This is a genomic window from Priestia megaterium, assembly GCF_046599315.1.
GTDB lineage: Bacteria > Bacillota > Bacilli > Bacillales > Bacillaceae_H > Priestia > Priestia megaterium_F.
Genome location: NZ_JBKIKC010000023.1, coordinates 26,646 through 47,251, shown reverse-complemented (window position 1 = coordinate 47,251; position 20,606 = coordinate 26,646). Strand labels below are relative to the sequence as shown.

19 protein-coding genes and 4 pseudogenes are annotated in these 20,606 nt (G+C 34.5%); 14 read left to right on the top strand and 9 right to left on the bottom strand.

What is annotated here, in order from left to right; all coding sequences use genetic code 11:
* Nucleotides 1-60 precede the first annotated feature (60 nt).
* Both ACLHDF_RS30305 and ACLHDF_RS30300 read right to left on the bottom strand, forming a co-directional pair.
* Nucleotides 61-1,023: a helix-turn-helix transcriptional regulator gene (locus tag ACLHDF_RS30305; protein WP_171777095.1), complete on the bottom strand. Its 963-nt coding sequence runs from the start codon at nt 1,021-1,023 to the stop codon at nt 61-63.
* Nucleotides 1,024-1,086: 63 nt separating this feature from the next.
* Nucleotides 1,087-1,233, bottom strand: a pseudogene (locus ACLHDF_RS30300) (helix-turn-helix domain-containing protein); the annotation flags it as partial.
* Here ACLHDF_RS30300 and ACLHDF_RS30295 point away from each other — a divergent pair.
* Nucleotides 1,221-1,700, top strand: a pseudogene (locus ACLHDF_RS30295) (Tn3 family transposase); the annotation flags it as partial. The pseudogenes ACLHDF_RS30300 and ACLHDF_RS30295 sit on opposite strands and share 13 nt — an antisense overlap.
* Nucleotides 1,701-1,782: 82 nt before the next feature.
* On the opposite strand, the gene ACLHDF_RS30290 reads toward ACLHDF_RS30295, so the two are convergent.
* Both ACLHDF_RS30290 and ACLHDF_RS30285 read right to left on the bottom strand, forming a co-directional pair.
* On the bottom strand, nt 1,783-1,938 hold the full coding sequence (locus tag ACLHDF_RS30290; protein WP_413922088.1) for a hypothetical protein: 156 nt from the start codon (nt 1,936-1,938) through the stop codon (nt 1,783-1,785).
* 144 nt (nt 1,939-2,082) lie between these two features.
* On the bottom strand, nt 2,083-3,096 hold the full coding sequence (locus ACLHDF_RS30285; RefSeq protein ID WP_413922087.1) for a hypothetical protein: 1,014 nt from the start codon (nt 3,094-3,096) through the stop codon (nt 2,083-2,085).
* 291 nt (nt 3,097-3,387) lie between these two features.
* Between ACLHDF_RS30285 and ACLHDF_RS30280 the strand changes: the two genes are divergently transcribed.
* The 7 genes and pseudogenes from ACLHDF_RS30280 to ACLHDF_RS30250 form a co-directional block, all read left to right on the top strand.
* Nucleotides 3,388-4,653 carry a DNA polymerase thumb domain-containing protein gene (locus ACLHDF_RS30280; RefSeq protein WP_413922086.1) on the top strand — a complete coding sequence of 422 codons (1,266 nt, stop codon included), beginning with the start codon at nt 3,388-3,390 and terminating at the stop codon, nt 4,651-4,653.
* Between the two features lie 13 nt (nt 4,654-4,666).
* Nucleotides 4,667-5,002 (top strand): YolD-like family protein, encoded by a 336-nt coding sequence (locus ACLHDF_RS30275; RefSeq protein ID WP_413922085.1) that lies wholly within the window; start codon nt 4,667-4,669, stop codon nt 5,000-5,002.
* 84 nt (nt 5,003-5,086) lie between these two features.
* Complete coding sequence (locus ACLHDF_RS30270; RefSeq protein ID WP_413922084.1) at nt 5,087-5,536, top strand: GNAT family N-acetyltransferase; 450 nt, start codon at nt 5,087-5,089, stop codon at nt 5,534-5,536.
* Nucleotides 5,537-5,775: 239 nt separating this feature from the next.
* Complete coding sequence (locus ACLHDF_RS30265; RefSeq protein ID WP_413922083.1) at nt 5,776-6,273, top strand: MepB family protein; 498 nt, start codon at nt 5,776-5,778, stop codon at nt 6,271-6,273.
* 7 nt (nt 6,274-6,280) lie between these two features.
* Nucleotides 6,281-6,535 (top strand): hypothetical protein, encoded by a 255-nt coding sequence (locus ACLHDF_RS30260; protein WP_413922082.1) that lies wholly within the window; start codon nt 6,281-6,283, stop codon nt 6,533-6,535.
* A 6-nt stretch (nt 6,536-6,541) separates the two neighbouring features.
* A pseudogene (locus ACLHDF_RS30255) lies at nt 6,542-7,366 on the top strand (FAD-binding protein); the annotation flags it as partial.
* A gap of 292 nt (nt 7,367-7,658) precedes the next feature.
* Nucleotides 7,659-7,817 (top strand): annotated as a pseudogene (locus tag ACLHDF_RS30250) (MFS transporter); the annotation flags it as partial.
* Between the two features lie 194 nt (nt 7,818-8,011).
* On the opposite strand, the gene ACLHDF_RS30245 reads toward ACLHDF_RS30250, so the two are convergent.
* A complete protein-coding gene (locus ACLHDF_RS30245; RefSeq protein ID WP_413922081.1) occupies nt 8,012-8,293 on the bottom strand; it encodes a YrhK family protein in 282 nt (93 codons plus the stop codon).
* Nucleotides 8,294-8,667: 374 nt separating this feature from the next.
* On the opposite strand from ACLHDF_RS30245, the gene ACLHDF_RS30240 reads away from it, so the two are divergent.
* Entirely contained in the window at nt 8,668-8,997 is a 330-nt protein-coding gene (locus tag ACLHDF_RS30240; protein WP_413922080.1) for a four-helix bundle copper-binding protein, read from the top strand.
* Nucleotides 8,998-9,150: 153 nt separating this feature from the next.
* Here the strand turns inward: ACLHDF_RS30240 and ACLHDF_RS30235 are convergent, their stop codons facing one another.
* On the bottom strand, nt 9,151-10,005 hold the full coding sequence (locus ACLHDF_RS30235) for a helix-turn-helix transcriptional regulator (protein ID WP_413922079.1): 855 nt from the start codon (nt 10,003-10,005) through the stop codon (nt 9,151-9,153).
* A 122-nt stretch (nt 10,006-10,127) separates the two neighbouring features.
* Between ACLHDF_RS30235 and fabF the strand changes: the two genes are divergently transcribed.
* Nucleotides 10,128-11,363 (top strand): beta-ketoacyl-ACP synthase II, encoded by a 1,236-nt coding sequence (gene fabF / locus ACLHDF_RS30230; RefSeq protein ID WP_413922078.1) that lies wholly within the window; start codon nt 10,128-10,130, stop codon nt 11,361-11,363.
* A gap of 87 nt (nt 11,364-11,450) precedes the next feature.
* Here the strand turns inward: fabF and ACLHDF_RS30225 are convergent, their stop codons facing one another.
* Nucleotides 11,451-11,747 (bottom strand): AbrB/MazE/SpoVT family DNA-binding domain-containing protein, encoded by a 297-nt coding sequence (locus ACLHDF_RS30225; protein WP_413922077.1) that lies wholly within the window; start codon nt 11,745-11,747, stop codon nt 11,451-11,453.
* A 1,092-nt stretch (nt 11,748-12,839) separates the two neighbouring features.
* On the opposite strand from ACLHDF_RS30225, the gene ACLHDF_RS30220 reads away from it, so the two are divergent.
* A complete protein-coding gene (locus ACLHDF_RS30220; RefSeq protein WP_413922119.1) occupies nt 12,840-13,295 on the top strand; it encodes a LysR family transcriptional regulator substrate-binding protein in 456 nt (151 codons plus the stop codon).
* A gap of 597 nt (nt 13,296-13,892) precedes the next feature.
* Nucleotides 13,893-15,293: a sucrose-specific PTS transporter subunit IIBC gene (locus ACLHDF_RS30215; RefSeq protein ID WP_413922076.1), complete on the top strand. Its 1,401-nt coding sequence runs from the start codon at nt 13,893-13,895 to the stop codon at nt 15,291-15,293.
* Between the two features lie 839 nt (nt 15,294-16,132).
* Here the strand turns inward: ACLHDF_RS30215 and ACLHDF_RS30210 are convergent.
* A complete protein-coding gene (locus tag ACLHDF_RS30210) occupies nt 16,133-16,969 on the bottom strand; it encodes an STAS domain-containing protein (RefSeq protein WP_413922075.1) in 837 nt (278 codons plus the stop codon).
* Nucleotides 16,970-17,345: 376 nt separating this feature from the next.
* Entirely contained in the window at nt 17,346-18,245 is a 900-nt protein-coding gene (locus ACLHDF_RS30205) for a LysR family transcriptional regulator (protein WP_413922074.1), read from the bottom strand.
* 148 nt (nt 18,246-18,393) lie between these two features.
* Between ACLHDF_RS30205 and ACLHDF_RS30200 the strand changes: the two genes are divergently transcribed.
* The gene (locus tag ACLHDF_RS30200) at nt 18,394-19,863 is read left to right on the top strand and encodes a UbiD family decarboxylase (protein ID WP_413922073.1); all 1,470 of its coding nucleotides are present in this window, start codon (nt 18,394-18,396) and stop codon (nt 19,861-19,863) included.
* 75 nt (nt 19,864-19,938) lie between these two features.
* Complete coding sequence (locus ACLHDF_RS30195) at nt 19,939-20,508, top strand: non-oxidative hydroxyarylic acid decarboxylases subunit B (protein ID WP_413922072.1); 570 nt, start codon at nt 19,939-19,941, stop codon at nt 20,506-20,508.
* Nucleotides 20,509-20,606 lie beyond the last annotated feature (98 nt).

The window sequence follows — 20,606 nt, the reverse complement described above, 5'->3', positions numbered from 1 at the left end:
ATCACAATTGATATAGCTATTATAAAATAACTTCCCTGACAGTTAACGTCAGGGAAGTTATCATACTTGATGAAATTTTATTAATTCCGACAGAACTTCAATAAGTCTTTTCTTAAGACTTATTGGCTCAATAACTTTAATAGATTTATTGTACGGTAAAAGTAAATAAGGTACATATGTATGTATCATATCTTTTTCAAGAAGAAAAACTGCTTGATTTGAAGTCCGTTCTTGTAAATAATGTCCTAAAAACCAATGTTGGCAAATATCAGCCAATACACTTTTATCCCCATTAATAACCAAAGAAATAATCCCTTCCTTATCTTCTATAGTTGGAAGAAGATTTTTTATAAAAAAGTCACGTGCTGAAAAATTTTCTGGCCGGTTAAACTTATTTTCGGTTAGCATTAGACTTTCAATTCGATCTACTCTAAAACTACGGATATCATTCCTAAGATGACAAAATCCAATCACATACCACTTATTATTCCAATAGATAATTCTGTACGGATCGACCAATCTATAATTTAATTGCTTTTCGCCACTTTTATGGTAAAGAATTTTTACTGAGTACCCGTCAGCTAAGGCCTGCTCCAACTCCTTCAAAAAAGATTCCATAGAGAGAGAACTTAATCGACTTATTACTTCAAGACTAGTTAAATGTTGGTTTATCTTTGTTTCCTGCTCTTGATTTGAGTAATTACTTAGTTTTGAAATGGCCCTATTTAGTGCTTCACCTCCATAATATCCGGCTTCTTCTGCAAAAACAGCAGCGTGAAATAGTGAAGTTTGCTCCTCAAAATCAAAAAAAAGAGGAGCCTCAATAAAATTGTTCAATAAAGTATATCCACCGTTATGTCCTGGTTCTGAAATTATAGGTACGCCACTTGTTGAAATTGTATCAATATAACGATACACAGTCCTTATATTCATCTCTAACTTTTCTGAAATTTGTTTTGCAGTAATTTTTTCACCTGAACGAAGCATCCATATAATTGCTAACATATTGTCAATTTTAGGCATGTAATTCCACCTCTATATGAAATTTATTTTCTATTATATATTTTCAATTTTGGGTATAACTCATCAACTGTTCCTTTTCGATAGCTTTCTATATAATGAGGCTCTAGACACATTTGTAATTTCACAAATTTCATTTACAGTCATATCTCCCTCTTTATAAAGCTTTACTGCATAATTCATTCCTGCATGATTTTTAAGGAACAGTTTCAACATCGCTTATTATGGGGAAACTAGGGTCTTATTCAAGACAAAACAGCTTGGCTACAGCCTTACGTGAGATGGGCCGCATAGAAAACCCGATCTTTATTTTAAATAATATTTCAGATGAATCATTAAGAAGAAAGATACAAAAAGGATTGAATAAAGGAGAAGCGATGAATGGGCTTGCAAGAGCTATTTTCTTCGGAAAACAAGGCGAGCTTAAGGAACGAACCATACAGCATCAATTGCAAAGAGCCAGTGCCTTAAACATAATCATCAATGCCATCAGTATCTGGAATACTTTACATCTAACAAAAGCAGTTGAATATCAAAAAAGGTCAGGTAGTTTTAATGAAGAATTATTGCACCATATGTCACCCCTAGGTTGGGAACATACTAATTTGCTAGGAGAATACTATTTTAATTCGGAGAAAATGGCCTCATTAGATTCTTTAAGACCACTAAAACTTTCTTAACGTTGTTAAAAACGGGGGAATCGTCTTGAAAATGTGCTTAGCGTTGTAAATCCGCATTTTCCTGACGCTACCCCAACTAGAATTACATTTTATCATCTTCGATTACTAATTGCATTTGAAATATATCTGATTCTGTAACTCCTGCTTTTTTTAACTCATCTTGAAGGGGCATTCCCTCTTCGATCTTTATTTTCCTTTTCGTACCGTCCCTTAATGTAAAAATTCTCATTTGATACATTTTAAGTCTCCCCTTTAGTAATAAAAAGAGATACTTATTTTATCTTGTAACTTTATTATAAATCAATTACTTTTTGGTCATCATATTCTTCATCACTTACTAAACCCTTAATAAAAGATCTAAGTCTTCCCCTGGTACCCTATCCTATTTATCTTGTTTATTTTTATTCTTTTCTCTATTATGAAACTTCATTATACCTGAGACTGTCTCAATAGCATTGAAAATTCTTAATGAGTCAATTTCTGAACTATTAAAAGCAGTCCTTCCATGTAATATCCAATGCCTATTTATTATCTCAGGTTCTGTTTTAGAGAAATCTGACTTTTTATAAAGTGCTGAAATAAAATGATAACAAGAAGTCCACATTATTTTATCAACCAAAGCTTCATCATCGGTTGTATTAAGCATATCTTTGCAAACCTTCATCATCCGAATATTAGATTTATTACTTTCAAAAGTTGATAGAATTCCTTCCAGTACAGGTATTAGCGTACTAATCGATAAAATAAACATATTGTTTTTATGCGCATAAACACTTTGTTTTATTGCTTCATGCCACTGATAGATACACTTATTTTTAAGAATACTATTCGTCATTTTGTCAAATTCGTCATTATTAGAAGAATAATAATCATAAAAAAACGTATCGACGTCTTCTTTAGTAAGGTTATCGTTTTCGAAGTATTTCACATGAACAAGACCAAAAGAAAATGGAACAGTCCATCCCCATTTCCCAATATTTTCAGAGCCCTTATAAAAAGATTCGTAGTCTACCTCTCCCGGTTTTATCTTTGGAATATTTAATTTAAGTCCAGCTTTAACAACGTCAGGTACTTTAATCCTTGGTAAATCCGTAATACCCTTCAGTAGTTCAATCCTTGGTAAATCCGTAATACCCTTCAATAGTTCAATCTTCGGTAAACCCTTCATGCCCTTAAGTAGTTCAATCTTTGGTAAATCCGTAATGCCCTTAAGTAGTTCAATCTTTGGTAAACCCTTCATGCCCTTAAGTAGTTCAATCTTTGGTAAATCCGTAATGCCCTTAAGTAGTTCAATCTTTGGTAAATCCTCAATGCCCTTAAGTACCTCAATCTTTGGTGCATCTTTAGTACCCTTAAGCGCTTCAGTATTTTTTATATAATGATTTAATTCCCTCATTTTATCACCCAGTTACATTTTACCATGTTGTGTAACCCCCCCTAGAGTAAATCTTAGTCTTGGATTTCTTAACATAGTAAATACGGGGTTTTTAGTGCAAATTAAATTCTTAGTTTGTCTATATTGAGTGGGAAATTCAAGTAGATGAATAAATATATTTTCTTTTCTTATTTCCTCGACTAACAGTATTATAGTAACAATAATCGGGAAAAGGGATGATATTCCATTGAATAAAGAACGTTTGTTCGTATATAATGAAGAACAAACGTTCTTTATTGAGGAGTACTTTCAATGGATTATGGGCAGCTACCAAACAGAGTCATTATTTGTATAGACATGAAATCGTTTTTTGCTTCGGTTTCCTCAGTCATACGAGGGTTAAATCCGTTAAAAACTAAGCTTGCGGTTGTAGGAGATATCAAACGGTCGGGATCTGTTGTGTTAGCTGCCACACCTTTATTAAAGAAAGAAGGGATCAAGACAGGAAGTCGCCTCTTTGACATTCCTAAAAGGAAAGATATCCATGTGGTGAATCCATCCATGGAGAGATATATCAAGGCTTCGAACTATATTTCGAGTTTGGTGTTACAGTATGTGGCTCCTGAAGACTTTCATGCATATAGCATTGATGAGTTGTTTATTGATGCGACGGCTTCTTTGCATTTATTTGCTGAAACACCAGAGGATCTAGCTCATCGAATAATTAATGAAATCTATCGCAAAACAAGACTGACAGCTACCGCAGGAATCGGTCCTAATCTCTTACTGGCGAAAGTCAGCTTAGATCATGAAGCAAAGCACAGCCCAACAGGAGTTGCTTATTGGCGATATGAAGATATTCCCTTTAAGTTATGGTCGATTCATCCAATGAAGGATTTCTGGGGAATCTCATCAGCTACAGAAAGACGTCTAAACCGTTTAGGCATCTATACCATAAAAGAACTCGCTCTTTCTTCAAAAGAGATGTTACAAAAAGAATTTGGCATCATGGGGGAAGAGTTACACCAACATGCCAATGGGATTGATTTTAGTCGTATTTCAGATGTATACATTTCTAGTTCTCGATCATTCGGAAAGAGTCAAATTCTGTTTCGAGATTATACAAGCCGAAAAGAAGTGGAGTTATTGCTGTTAGAGCTATTGGATGATGTATGTTTTCGCTTACGGATGCATCAAGTGGTGGCTCAAACGGTCCATTTATCCATTGGCTACAGCAAACAAACAGGTGGAGGCTTCTCCAGACAAAAGAAAATGGGGAGAGCTTCGAACTTAAGCCAAGATATCTTTCCATATTGTTTAACCATTTTACATACACACGATAGTGGAATGCCGATTCGCTCCATTGGGATTTCGTTATCAAACATTAGCATTCAAGAAGAAGAACAAATGAGCTTATTTGAGGATATTGACCAACGTGAGAGAGCCTATGCTCTTGCCAAAACAATTGATGACATTCGGCTGCGTTATGGCAAGAATAGTGTGCTACGAGCTTCAAGCTATCTGGATCATTCAACAGCTCGTTACCGAAACGGCCTTATTGGTGGCCACAAAGCCTAAAGGAGGAGATAACATGGACCACTATAGAGGAATGAAAAAATGGCGTCCTTTCGCCAGTATGCCAGAGCAATACATAGGATTACAGGAAGTCATAAACAAGCAACTAGAAGTACCTCAACCTCTTTTAACAGAAGAGCAAATGGAGCAAATCAATTTCACCTTGATTGAAGCACTACATACAAATAAACAAGTATACCTTACATATTATAAGAACGGGCATCATATAACCGATACAGGATTCATCCAATTTGTTGATTCCCTGGGGGATCAATTTATTTTCATTGATGAAGTATTTGAGTTAAAAAATAAATTGAGGTTAAGTGAACTAATTGATGTTGGTTTTATATAAAATTTAAATAATACTATATGTTAAGAAGGTGTTTTGATACCTATAAAAATATTGATAAAACTATGGTTGATAGGGAGAGAATGTATGAACCGTCCTATATTCGAGATTATTCATTATAAACCTAAATATGCTAAGCAAACGGTACAAATGTGGCGGGATAGCAAGGAAAAAGCCATTAAACAAAAAGAAATACACAGTTTTGAAAATCACATTTATTTTCTAAATCACATATTACCTAAGCAATATCAAATTAATTTAGCTTTTATAGATAAACAAGTAGTAGGAATAGCTGCTTATAATGATAGCGAGATAAGCCAACTATATATTCATGTAGATTATCAAGGGATGGGAATAGAAAAAGTATTACTTGATAAAGTTAAAGCACAATCAAATGGAAGGTTAACATTACGTACATTTGAAGTAAATAAAAATGCACAACGATTTTATGAAAAAAACGGGTTTAGAATCATCGGGAGAGGATGTGAAAACGAAGAAAACCTTCCTGATATTAAATATGAATGGATAGATAAGTAAATCTTAATTATTGGCAGCTATTTTCTAAGGTTCACCCCCCGAAGAAATATCAAATTTTATTCAAAATCTTCACTTGCTTATCTTTACTACCCATTACTTTCATAACCAAGAGGAAAAAAAGAACACTATTTATGGTAATCTAATAAGAGACAATTAGAAAAGAGTGATTAACCTCGGGGAGAAACGGCAGCAAACAATTTTAATAAAGCTTAGGACTGTAAATATAAGGGGTAAAAATAATGAATGAATTTTATAAGGCGTTAACATATGTAAATGAGAACTTTTATGAACCAAATCACTTCGTTATAAAAGCTATTCGAGAAGAAACCCAGAATTCTGATTATGGCGCTGGTATATTTCAGCTAAATTCAAAATCTGTACGATTTAGGGTGGCTAAAACTACACCTAATAAGGTAGGGCAATTTGTATCCTTTTGGGAAAAAGATGAGGCTCATAAAAACCAAGCCTTTTCATATGGAAAAGCTACCGATTTATTGGTTATTAATACCTTCACTAGTACAAAAAGATTTGGACAATTCGTTTTTCCAAAAGAAGTTCTTTTAAAACAGAAAATCCTTAAAACGGCTACCACAAAAGGTAAAATGGCAATTAGAGTTTATCCCATATGGGATAAACCAACTAGCAAACAAGCTATTGAAACACAAAAGTGGCAATTAGAATATTTTGTTGAGGAGAATAATTTTTGGTGGGGAAAATTATTAAAGCTATACTCCTAGAGTGGCAATGATTGAAGCATTACATACGAATAAACAAGTTTATCTTACATATTATAAGCAAGGCCACTACATAACAGAGGCAGGAATCATTTATTTAAGTGGAGATACATTCATGTACAATTTTAGAGTGTACACGTTACGTGACGGTTCAAAGAGAATCATTAAGCTAAAAGAAAGAGAATCATTTAAAGAAGAACTTCAAAGAGCAGGTATTCAAGAAACGCAAATTTTCCAGATGCAGCTAATGGAAAAACCAGAGTAGTTTTAAGAGTGGGAAGAAGCTATTGTTAGAGGTACAGAGTATAATACGGGGGATGGTATTTCAATGGCCATAGATGTTGGGGCTAAAAAAAATGGACAATGGTCCGGTTGTCATTCTATTGGAACAGACTATAATGCTCCAAAGGTGGGTGGTTTCACCAAGCCTGGTGATATCTTCAAAAAACACTCCTATCCATATAGTATTATGCTCAATAAAGAAGGAAAAAGGTTTGTCGATGAGGGAGCTGATTTCCGAAATTATACGTATGCAAAGTATGGCCGAGAAATTTTAAAACAGCCAGGTCATGTGGCTTATCAAATATATGATTCGCAAGTACGGCCTTTACTTCGTAAAGAATATGATCTTGAAGAAGCGACTATTTACCAAGCAAATAGTCTTGAGGAATTAGTAGAATTGCTGCCGGTCAATCAAGCACAGTTTTTAAAAACAATTAAGGAGTATAATTCTTCCGTACAAGAAGGTCAATACAGCCCTACCGAAAAAGATGGAAAAGGAACTGTAGGAATTTTTCCACCCAAGACAAATTGGGCTTTACCTATAGAGAAAGGTCCTTTTTATGCTTTTCCTGTGACTTGTGGAATTACATTCTCTTTTGGAGCTTTAAAGGTTAACCCTATAGGTGAGGTGCTAAATGAGAAGGAACAGCCTTTAAATGGACTGTTTGCTGCCGGTGAGATGATTGGTGGAATTTTCTATGAGAATTATCCTGGTGGATCAGGGTTGATGTCAGGGGCAGTTTTCGGAAAGTTAGCAGGTGAATCTGCAGCCATCTACGCAAGAAAAAATTCAAAGGCTGCGATTCAAAATTAAACATTTAATATATAAACTTAGATTTTATAATGTATTTTTACAGTTGCTGCTGTTATTCCGTGAGCAGCACGTTTAATTAATGGTTATATTTATATTTTAGAGGCTATTCTGTCTTCTTTTTGAGATTAATTAAAAACACCTCCTGCTAAGACTGTATAGAAAATTAAGCTAGGCACGTAGTAAAATACTGAACTTTATACATTAAATAAAATAATAGTAAATTTACTTCAAAGCAACTTTATTACTAGCATTTTGTTAATAATTTCATTCTACCAGAATTAGGAGGAACAAGATGATTACTAATAATGTAAGCGTTATCAATTATTCGGATCGTCTAGATCGCTTGCCTATTTCAAAGGTTCATCGTACTGTGTTATTTGCACTAGCATTCGTTTATTTTTTTGATTATAGTGATTTAAATACCTTTGCTTATGCCGCACCTGCCCTAATTTAGGGTAATATAATTGATTAACCTTTTTTGTAAGAGACACTTATATTTACAATTTATTGCATGTAGTCCTTTTGAAGGACAGTTTTGGAGATGATTCAGTAGTTAGCATATAATTTTTAGTTATATCCCCCTACTTCTAAAAATGTGAATATGAATATATGTAGAGTTCAAAATATAGTTCTCTATAAGGCAGATTACTTATTACGATAACCTTCTTTTAAATATCTTCGTAAATGAAAATCATGTACTAGTTTAATCGTCGGACGAATGAGTAATTGTACACTTCCAAGTACAAATAACCAAACCCCTATGTTTTTTAATGACTCATAAAAGAATAAAATACTGCCAATTAGGAACCAGATACCTATCAAGAAGTCATTAATCGTATTTATAACTTTATAACTCTTTTTAAAGAACAACTCGTATTTACCTATTTCAATCTCTCCATAGTTTTCTTTTCTGCTCATTTGTGACATCTTAACACCTTCTATTCTTTAAACTTCTTCTTTAATTCCCTTAACAAGGGATAAAAAAACGTCCTTTATAATAGCTATTCGGTGGTAAGAGAACTTTTATAAGCTTATAACCTTTTGGGTATTCAGCAGGGGATAAACTTCTTTTGAAATAGAAATAAATTCTTCTCTTCTGGCAACCTATATTATCTTTCTCATAACGTGCCAATAAAGACATTCTAATAATCAAAAAATCTGTTGCTACCTTGCAGTTTGTTTCCTCTTTAGAATTTAAAATTAAATAATAAAAAATTTCCATCTATGAATTTGTAAGTTTAACAAAAGAACAGGAAGTCTATTGTAATAAAGAGAGATAAAATTGAAGGAGGAGATTTAATATGTCACATGAAGATTATCAGTCTGTTATTAAAACGTTACATGAATGCATGACGGCATGTAATCACTGTTATGACGCATGCCTAAAAGAAGATGATGTTAAAATGATGGCCGAATGTATTCGCTTAGACCGAGAGTGCGCTGATATTTGTGCTTATTTAGAACAAGCCCTAGGGAGAAATACACCATTTGTGTCTGAATTAGCTCAAGTATGTGCAACGATTTGTGAAGCTTGTGGAAATGAGTGTAAAAAACATAATCATGATCATTGTCAAAAGTGTGCAGAAGCTTGCTTAAAGTGTGCAGAAGAATGCAAAAGACTGGCTTCATAATAAAAAAGAAAACATAAAAAAAGGGATAGCTTTTAGCTATCCTTTTTTTATACTATCTCCCTTAAAGTAATAGCTGTTGGTATATTTAAAGCCGCATAGAACTAATATATAAATTGCATATAAATCAAGGGAGAACATATTAACTGCCTCTTTTTATAATTTTTCTATAGAAATTCTTTTCATTAATCGCTTTAATTTATTTTCTGTATCCGTTTCCTCTACTGGTGTATAGATGCTACATCGTAAATCCATATCCCCTTGAACTTGGAGGGAAGTCAAATTAAATAACATTTTTCCTGCTTTCGCATGTCTGAATTCAATAACCATTTCGGGAGCTTTACTCACTTGGCTTGCTTTCCATAAGTCCTGGAATTCCGGGTGTAAATGACTCATCTCTTTAATAAACTGGTTGTACCATTCATCACCTAAATAGTGTCCATAATAGGTACGAAAAATAGCAAGAAAACCTTTCGCAAAATGCTCCCAATTGACAGCTAATGCTTTTAATTCTTTTCGGGTGAACACTAATTGAATTAGATTTCTTTGATCATTGGGGATTTGTTCAAAATCTAGAAAAACATGAGCTGCTGCGGAGTTCCAGCCCACAATATGGCAATGTCGATCTGTAACGATAGTCGGACAATAGGTTAATTCAGCTAGTATTCGCTTTAAAGAAGGGCTAAGCTCTGATTGATCATTTTTGGGATGAATAATTTCTGACTTTGTTTCTAATGCCAGATCATATAAATAATCTCTTTCATCGCTATTTAGTTGTAGAGCTGTAGAAATACAGTCGAGCACAATAGAAGAAACTTTTATATCCCTTCCTTGCTCTAACCATGTGTACCAAGTGGTACTTACCCCTGCTAATTGTGCAACCTCCTCTCGTCGTAATCCGGGTGTCCTTCTTCGGGTTCCAGCTGGTAACCCAATAGACTCTGGCTTAATTTGAGCTCGCTTAGCTTTTAAGAATGTAGACAAAGCTTCAAGCCTAGTTTTATCATTCATTTCTAAAACTCCTCATCATACCAATTTACCCTAGTAGTAGTTATACCAGGATAAACAATCCCTTGTAATAGGATAAAAGGACTGTAAAATACAAGTATATTATTGATTTGGAGTGATGAAAAGTGGAAAGAGTTGTGATTACGGGTATGGGAGTAGTCTCGCCTATAGGAAATAACATCGGAACATTTTGGAGCAACCTAATTAAAGGAGAGTCCGGTATCTCCTCTATAGATACATTTGACATTACTGACCATAAGGCAAAAATTGCAGGAATCGTTCGGGATTTTGATGCGGATAAAGTTTTAGGAAAGAAAGAAGCAAGGCGTTTAGATCGCTTTTCCCAATTTGCTTTAGCTGCAGCTGAACAAGCCTGGATAGATTCTAAGTTAGATCTCAATCATATAGATCCAGAAAGGTTAGGCGTATACGTAGGTTCAGGTATAGGCGGCATTGAAACCTTAATTGAAAATATTGATGCACTTAGACAGAAGGGGCCAAAGAGAGTCAGCCCAACTCTCGTACCAGGTATGATTTCTAATGCTGCTGCAGCACAAATTAGCATCAAGTGGAATGCAATGGGCCCTTCTATGTCGCCTGTTTCTGCCTGTGCCATTGGGAATACAGCTATTGGGGAAGCCTTTAGACTCATTCGTTCTGGGGAAGTTGACGCTGTGTTTGCGGGTGGAACAGAGGCAGCTATAACAGACTTATCAGTAGCCAGTTTTGGCAATGCAACAGCATTATCAACAAGAAATGACAATCCTACTCAAGCTAGTCGCCCATTTGATGAAGGCCGCGATGGGTTTGTCATGTCAGAAGGAGCTGGAATTCTAATCTTAGAATCTTTATCTCACGCTTTGCGTAGAGGAGCAAAAATTCATGCAGAAGTCATTGGATATGGTGCAAGTTCAGATGCATACCATATGGTTGCTACACATCCAGAGGGTAAGGGTGCTTATCTTGCGATGAGGGCAGCTTTAAGAAATGCAAACATATCCCTTGAAGAGATTGATGTTATTAGTGCCCATGCAACAAGTACAAAGGTGGGTGACATCTCTGAAACAAAGGCTATTAAGGAACTGTTTGGGAAACAAGCTTATCGGATTCCAATAACAGCTAATAAATCTATGATTGGTCACATGTTAGGAGCAGCTGGTGGAGTTGAAGCAATTGCTTTGGCAATGAGTCTTAAGGAGGGTATAGTTCCTCCAACAATTAACTTAGAAAATCCCGATCCATTATGTGATTTAGATTATGTACCAGCTATTACTCGCCAGGTGAAAATAAATACTGGTTTATCTAATTCATTTGGATTTGGAGGTCATAATGCAGCTATTGTTTTAAAGAAATACGAGTGAATATATTTTCACTCGTATATTTTTATGAAAATTAAAGCTCTAATAGATAATCATTTATTTGCCTTTTCTAATTTAGTTAGCTAATTTTTATGTTCGTTGAAAAGTATTTCGATATTTCTTCTTTAATACAGCAAATAAAATTTCTGCTCCTCTTGTACTTAACACTATTCCACCTGAATACAATCTGTTTTGCAGAGATATTTTACCAGTTACCATATATTCTAGTAAATGCCTATTTTTCTTTAAAATAATTTTGTCGGCATTTTCATTTATGTGAATTTTCACAGGAGCTTTCTCTTTAATATCATAAATACGTCGTATCTCAATTGGAATAACTACACGCCCTAACTCATCTACTCTTCGTACAATACCTTTTGATTTCATTCTTCATTTTCCTTCCTATTACTTATTATGAAAAATGCTGAAATTTACAACTAATAAGGTAAGTCCCGTAAAATAAACGTTAATTGTGCCATATCAATTCTGAGCAACACCATATCTTTATCATAAATCCTCTAAACTTTAATGCTACAAAATAGACAAAAATGATATAAGTTTTTCTCTTTTTAGCCTACTCTTCAATATCTATGTATTCTTTAAATACAGACAGTGTAATTACGCTTTTCATTAAACATTTGTTTGAGACATCATCTATTATTGTTGTAATATATCAGTCGAAAATTAACATCTTTTTAGAAGGTTCTTAAAAAACGATTAGAAATTTAAAGCTAATACGATATAGCTTATTCCAAATCTCCAAGATAACACATTAAAATAGATTGCAGAATTCTTTGCATCACAATAATTTTTATGTAGTTAAAGACCCCGTTTGCCTACGTTATAGGTAAATGATAGAACTATAAATTTAACGAAAATACAATGTATTTTACATACTGATATTTGTTTTTTTATGTAAGGTGTTTGAATTTCATTTTTTTGGTTAAAATCTATAATCGACTAACTTTTTTTAGCAGTATGTGATCCATGTGACCTTCTACTTTCTATGAGTAGAAGGGTTTTTTTGTTTAAGTTCTTTCCTTTTGGGTATAAAAATAAATGTAAAGTTATCTAAGTCATCTACCTTTGTTTATAGTATGTTTCTATCTTGCCTTCTATCTATAAGATAGAGGGTTTTCCTATGTAACCTGTTAAAATTATGGGCTTATTGGCAATGAATAAATGTGTTACCTTTCTCGCAGGGTCTACAATGACATTTCAATCACACGAATGACCTTCCACCTGACAGGAGTAGAAGGTTTTTCGATGTCAATTATTCATCAAGATTAACATTAATCGCCGCGTTATCTATAATGAGTTCACACATACAGACATTACGTGTTTGTTTTGCTAAGAGGGAGCAGCCATTTGGTTGCTCTCCTTTTATTTATCTATATCGTGTCATATTCATCATATTTTCACGCATAGTATTACGCGTATTTATCATTTCATTCATATGGTTTAATTCAAGCATAATGCATTGATGTAGGAATTATTATTCCTCCTGATGAAGATTTTGATACCGTACCTTTAATGAAAGATCAACTGATTATACTTATGCACTCAAGCCATCCTTTATCTCAGAAAGAAACAATAGGTATTCCTGACTTACAAGGTGAAGATCTACTGATTGGAAAATGCGGTTATGAAGTACAGATTCATGCCTTATTCAAAGAGTATAACTTGACTCCTAAAGTACGGTTTGAAATGGATTATATAGAGACAAGATTAAGTATGATACAAGAAGGGTTAGGAATTACCATTACAACGAAACAAAATATTTGGTGGTTGCCAGACCAAGTTGTTTTTCGTGAATTAAAACCAGATACGTTTAGAGATATCAATATAGCAGTGCTAGATATGAAAGATATATCCAAAGCGACAGATGCTTTTATCCAAACAGCTCTTACTCTTTTTGCTAACGACGATGTTTAAATGTCGCTCGATATCTTTTAAGAAGGAAAGCAACTAGGACAATCCACAGCATATAAAAATCCATTACTTCTTACATAATCAGCTACCACTTACCTACTGCGGTAAGGGTTCTTTGTTATTTTTTGATTGGACAGGCAAGCTTACTGAAGTAGCTACATAGTATCTAAAGAATTGTAACTCCATTCCCTAATTAGTATCTAGTTCAGTATCGCTACCGCGTTAATACAAGCTCTACATGCGTTATGACGCCCTTCAAGTACCTTCTTTTTTATATAGCTATGTTTGTTTTTGAAAATCTGGAATTTAGAATCCCTGACTAACAAAAGAAAGCGTTGACATTTTCTTATTTCATAAACTATAATAAGCGAAAGAAACCGGTTCCAAGTTGACTTCTTATTTAACGAAATGGGCTCCTATGAAAGGAAACATTTAATTATGTATATGTTGTTTTTAAATTTTTTGGAACCGGTTCCTATTTGTTCAGGCTATATCTTTTATAGATAGCAAGAAATATAGTCACGATCGAATCAGGAATATTAGTTTTTTTCTTATTACAATTTCATTATATTATCATCACCAAAGGGGTGTTATCATCAAGTGGAAAAGGGTTACAAAGACATAGCTAGCAAAGTAGTTGAGGCAATAGGTGGAAGAGAAAATATTTCATCATTTGCTCACTGTGCAACAAGATTGCGTATTATGGTACATGATCAAACAAAAGTAAATCAAGAAACAGTCGAAAATATAGAGAAAGTAAAAGGTGCATTTTATAATTCAGGACAATACCAAATTATCTTTGGTACAGGAACTGTTAATAAAGTATATGAAGCAGTGAATGAGTTGGGTATTAAAGGCACGTCTACATCCGAAGTAAAAGCAGAAGCTAAGAAACAAGGCAACGCTTTTCAACGAGCTATCCGAACCTTTGGTGACGTTTTCGTTCCGATTATTCCAGTTCTTGTTGCAACCGGATTATTTATGGGTTTACGTGGGGTACTAACGCAAGAAGCAGTGTTAAATTGGTTGGGTTATACACCCAATGATATCCCTGAAAACTTTATAATGTTTACACAAGTTGTCACAGATACAGCTTTTGCATTCTTACCAGCATTAATTGCATGGTCAGCCTTTAAAGTATTTGGTGGAAGTCCTGTTCTAGGAATTGTCTTGGGATTAATGTTAGTAAATCCAGCACTTCCAAACGCATATGCAGTAGGTTCAGGAGCCGCACATCCTATTCACTTCTTTGGATTTATTCCAGTTGTAGGGTATCAGGGTTCTGTTTTACCAGCTTTCTTTGTAGGTCTTATAGGGGCAAAATTAGAGCGTTGGATTCGTAAAAAAGTGCCCGATTCAATTGATTTAATACTCACGCCATTTCTAACATTATTGATCATGATTACATTAGGTCTCTTCGCTATCGGACCAGTCTTTCATTCATTAGAAAACATAATTCTAACAGGCACAAAAGCAATTTTAGACTTACCGTTTGGTTTAGCTGGTATTATTATTGGTGGCCTACAACAAGTTGTTGTAATTACTGGCGTTCATCATATATTTAATTTACTTGAAATTCAATTATTAGCTGATACAAAATTTAATCCATTCAATCCATTAATTACTAGCGCAATCGTAGCTCAGGGGGCTGCAACGCTAGCAGTTGGATTGAAATCTAAAAATAAAAAAGTGAAAGCATTAGCATTCCCATCAGCATTTTCAGCCTTTTTAGGAATTACAGAACCGGCTATATTTGGAGTAAACCTAAGGTTCTTTAAACCCTTTATAATGGGCCTTATAGGAGGAGCAGTAGGGGGATTCTTAGCCTCAATTTTTCATCTAAAAGCAACAGGAATGTCTGTTACAGCTATTCCAGGATTATTATTGTACTTGAATAATCAGATTTTTATCTATATTTTCGTTAATTTGATTGCCTTTGCTGTATCATTTATTCTGACATGGCTGTTTGGTTATAACGATAAGATGCTTAAGAATCGATAATTATATATAAATTGTCATTAATAACTATTATTAATGACACTAGAAAAGCTTAATCATTGATGTTGTAGGAAAAGAGAAGGTTAAAAACCTTCTCTTTTTTAGTTTAACTGTGCTTTAACCTTTTTTCTAATTTATCATATTATAACTTTTCTCTTAGCATAGAAATTTCATCAATTAAATCTTTTATTAATGGTCCCAATCCTGCTAATTGCTCACCTTTGCGATCATAATCATCAATTTTCATAGATAGTTCTAAAATACGGCAGGTCTCTTCAACTGTCAGGCCATGATCCTTGCAAGAGTTTTTACTGGATCAAGAAATTTAACAGCATCATTATCAAAATAATCTTTTCGTGGTGTTGGATTAAATAATGTTCCCATCTTCTCTCTCCTTAAAAATTTAAGTTTTATATTAATGAATGGTACAAATGAATTAGCACTAGGTTTGCGACTAGCACAGGCTGAGAGATTATGGTTATTACAAAGGTGTATTTTTAAAACCTGAGGTATACAATTTGCACTATTGCTGCCACTGATTCGCATTAATTTATATTATTGTTTCCTCAAAAAAGCATCTTTCTTTCAATCATGTGCTTTTTTCGCTATTAAAGAGTGATACTATTTTCCATCGTATTCAATCGCAAGCCTATCCACGGCAAGGCTAAGTCTTTATGAATCAAATTTCATTTATGTTCGTACAGAATAGCCATCTATAATCAATTCCTTACACGAAGGTCTTTCAAAAGTTAGTGGTGCTGTGATATGTTAAACATTCTGCTTTCTATCCAACAACAAGAAGACTACCTTCCATTGGTAGTCTTCCTGCTACTATAATTCTTTTAACTTACATCCAAAAGGTTACTTACTGCGTCCTTTAGTTTTCCATAGGTTCTTATTTTACTGAAGTCTATACCCAATTGAACAGCTGTTAAAGCGATCTCTGGACGGATACCTGTGATCGTTGTATCGATTCCTAGCAATTCTAACATGTTTACCACTTGAAACAATTCATTGGTCATCATTGTATCAATGGAAGGTACGCCTGATAAATCAATGATTAGGCAAGACAATTCAAGATCTTTAGCCTGCACCATAATTCTTTCTACAAAGTCATTGCTCTTATAGTCATCAATCTGACCAATTATGGGAAGGACACCAACTGTATCTGAAATACTGATAACTGGTGTACTAAGTTCTGAAATTAGCATTTTTTGAGCATGTACTTGCGCCTCTGCTACTTGCCCATAATACATGGTAAAGAGTTCAATCATCCGATCAAAGGCTTCGTTTAAAGTTCTGTTCCATAAAATAATATCTTGTTGTGTAATACTAGACTGATGGAGGCTGACAAATGCTTCAACCTTGTTAAGAAAAATAGAACGAAACGTTTTAAAATGACGGATACTCTGGTAAAGAGGATTCCCTAAGCGAGCTCGTTTGGTTGCAATCTCTTGGGCCCAACCACTAAGATTTTTAAAAGATCCATCCTTTAGAACCTTCACTATCGTACGGGTAAAATAGTGATTTTGTTCTCGAAGGTATTCAGTTACCTCTGAAGAAGCATCAGCTGTATAAACAGAATTCTCTTCTATCTCTCGAGAATCTAACCACTCTTGAGCCATTTCATTCACATGTTGTAATAAAAAATCATGTAATTCTTGAGTCATTTTATCCATAGTGTTTTCCCCTTTGGTGATAGATAACTTTATCTTTCCCGTTTATTGAGCACAGAAAACCTAACTACTATTCAACACATTGATACTCACTTTAAGATATGGTACATGCATCCGATGAAGCGTTTCTGGGGTACCTCTTTATTTTTATAGATGAATTATTTGATTTAAAAAATAAAATGAGGTTAAGTGAGCTAATTGATGTTCGCTTTATATAGCCTTCATGTACTAACATGTGTTAACAGAATGGTTTAATAAATTATTTTTAAACCATTCTCTTCTTAATATGATTATTTATCTAATTAGGTTGTGAAGCCAGTAATTCTTAACTGGACAAACTTTATTCTAAAGTTATTGGTTATTATTTAGGAAACACCCTTTATTTTATATGATTGATTAAAATGTCTTTAAAATTTTGTGCGGCTTTGGATAAATATCGATGTTCTATCCATATAAGGGCAGTTTCAGAGTTTATGTTTGGAATTATTTCCGCCGAAGATAAGCTTTCAGACATTTTTATCTGTAGAGCTATTTTAGGAACAATTGCAATTCCTAATCCTGAATCTGCTAAAGTCATCAAGGTTGTCACATCAGGGCTTTCACAAACAATTTTTGGATTAAATCCAAAGCTGTTACATATCTCAACAAATCTGTGAAAAACATTGTAATCACCTTGGCCTCGTAAGATTAAAAGAGGCTGATTCTCTAATTCTTTTATAGATATCATTTTCCCCTTAAAAAAAGCGCCACTAGAAGGTTGAAGAGCTACAAGAGGTTCTGATTGTATATGGTGGATTGAAAGGTTCCTCATATCAGCCATTTCTTTAGATTGTAATGGCAATCGAACAATGCCTAATTCAATGTCTTTGTTTTGTAGAAGCTCTTCAATTCTCTGTGAATCGTCCTCCAAAAGTTGAAATGAGATAAGAGGATACTTATCCTTAAATTTCTTTAAAACCGGCGGAAGGTAAGGTACGCATGACATTACTGTCCCTATAGAAAGTTTCCCTCTTTTTCCATCTCGCTGCTCCTTTACTTCTGTAACCATTCCATCAATTGAATTTAAAACTTCTTTCGCTCTTTTATAAAATGTCTTTCCTGCAGGGGTTAATTCAAATTGTTTGTTATTACGATTAATGAGTATTACTCCCAACTCATCTTCTAATCCTTTTAATTGCATGCTTAATGGTGGCTGCCCCATGTGTAAACGGTTAGCTGCGCGCGTAATTTGTCCTTCATCTACAATTGTTACAAAATAAATTAGTTTCTTTAAATCCATGCTTTCAGCGTCCTTTACTACCCATATATTTTTTATATGCACGCCTATCATTATATATATTTTACATATATTTATACACAGGATTAGAATGAATAGGTAAGGTAAAGGGTTAGCAAATAATCGTTATTTTTTAAGGAGGACACTGTGCATGAAACCATTAAAAAGTTTTCGCGAATATCTAGAAGTTTTGAAAGAATATAACGAAATAGTTCCTATTAATCAGGAGATAGATTGGAACTTAGAAATGAGCGCTATAATTCGACGAGCTTATGAACTGCCTTCTCCGGCACCACTTTTCAAAAACATTAAAGACAGTACACCAGGATTTGAAGTATTAGGTGCACCAGTAGGTATGAGCCCAAATAAGGAACATCCATTTATACGAGCAGCTCTCTCTCTTGGGTTATCAATAAATACTCCTGGCCCTGAGCTAGTCGAAGCCTGGTCTCATCTTCCCGACGTTAATCCTATTCCCCCTCGCTTAGTTACAAACGGTGAGTGTAAGGAAAATAAATTATTTAATGATGAAATTGACCTTACCAAACTGCCTGTACCATTTATTCATGTTGGAGATGGAGGTCGTTACATTAATACTTACGGTATTCTTATCGTCCGTACACCTGATGGCTCTTGGGTTAACTGGTCTATTTCACGTGTTATGCTTGAGGGTCCTCGTACAATGGCTGGCGTTGTTATAGCATCTCAACATATCGGAAAGATATACAAACAGTGGAAAGAGATAGGTAAAGAGATGCCGTTTGCCTTATGTCTAGGTGTAGATCCTGGTATCGCCATGATAGCAGGGTATCCTCTTCCTGATAATGTTAACGAAGGTGAAATGATTGGTGGATGGTATGGGAAACCAATCGATGTTGTCAAATGTGAAACTAGTGATTTAGAAGTACCTGCTTCAAGTGAGATTGTTATTGAAGGAACTGCTTCCCTAAAAGAGATGACTCCAGAAGGTCCAATGGGTGAATACGCTGGTTATACATGGGTTGGTCATGAAAAACCAGTACCACGATTTCATGTGACTGCAATGACACATCGACATAATCCAATAATGCCAGTAACCGCAGCCGGTATTCCACCTGAAGAAAATCACACCAATTGGGGCATTGCTATTGCTGCAAGCATTCAAAATGCGCTACGAAAACAAGGCTTACCTATTAAGGAATGCTTTATACCATTAGAGTCTGCCGTACATTGGCTTGTTGTTACTGTAGATCGTAGTCAACAAAGGAATGATAATGAAATATTGGCTCATGAAATTGGAAAAACAGTTTTTGCAACTAGAGCTGGTTCTTACGTGCCCAAAATAATTGTTCTAGATGATGATATAAATCCAAGTGATATTAATCAAGTCGTGTGGGCTATGGCTACTCGTCATCATCCAGAGAAAAGACAAGCTATGGTTGATCAGAACGTCTTACCTCTTGTTGCATACCTAGATGAAAAAGAAAAGAGTGATGGGCTTACTACGAAGGTCATTTATAATTGTTTATTACCTTTAAACAATTGCTCTAAAGGTGAGCAACCCATTGAAGCATCATTCAGAAGTTATCCTGAAGAGTTACGTGATCGTATCATTAAGAATTGGGATAAATACGGATTTTGATTGTTTCTCATAAAAATAGCTATACCTTTATAGGAATCACAAAAAGATTTTTTAATAAAAAGGAGGATAAATAAGATGAAATTAATTGTAGCAATAACTGGAGCAACAGGAGCTATGTTTGGTGTTCGTCTTTTACAGCTTCTTAAAGATACAGATATTGAAACACATCTGGTTTTATCTTCATGGGCGGCTGCAACTATTCAAGAGGAAACACCTTATACAGCCAAAGAAGTTTCACAGCTAGCAAATTACTCGTATTCAAATAAAGATTTAGGAGCCAAGATTTCCAGTGGTTCCTTTCAAGTTGATGGTATGATTGTTGTCCCTTGTACAATGAAAACATTAGCTTCAATTCGTATAGGTCTTGGTGATAATCTAATTACTCGCGCCGCAGATGTAATTTTAAAAGAACGTAAAAAGCTAGTATTAGTGACGCGGGAAACACCACTCAACGATATTCATCTAGAAAATATGTTGGCTTTATCCCGTATGGGGACCGTTATACTTCCTCCAATGCCTGCGTTTTATAACCATCCCCAATCCCTAGATGATATAATCAATCATATTGTATTTCGAACACTAGATCAGTTCAACATACATTTGCCTGAGGCAGAAGAAAAACGATGGAATGGAATGAAATGTTAAAAAATAAAGAACTCATAAAGTAAAGTTGGTATGTTAACTAAACAAGTTGTGAAAGCATTAATTGATATAGTTAAACAAGAGCTGGAACTATCCATTTC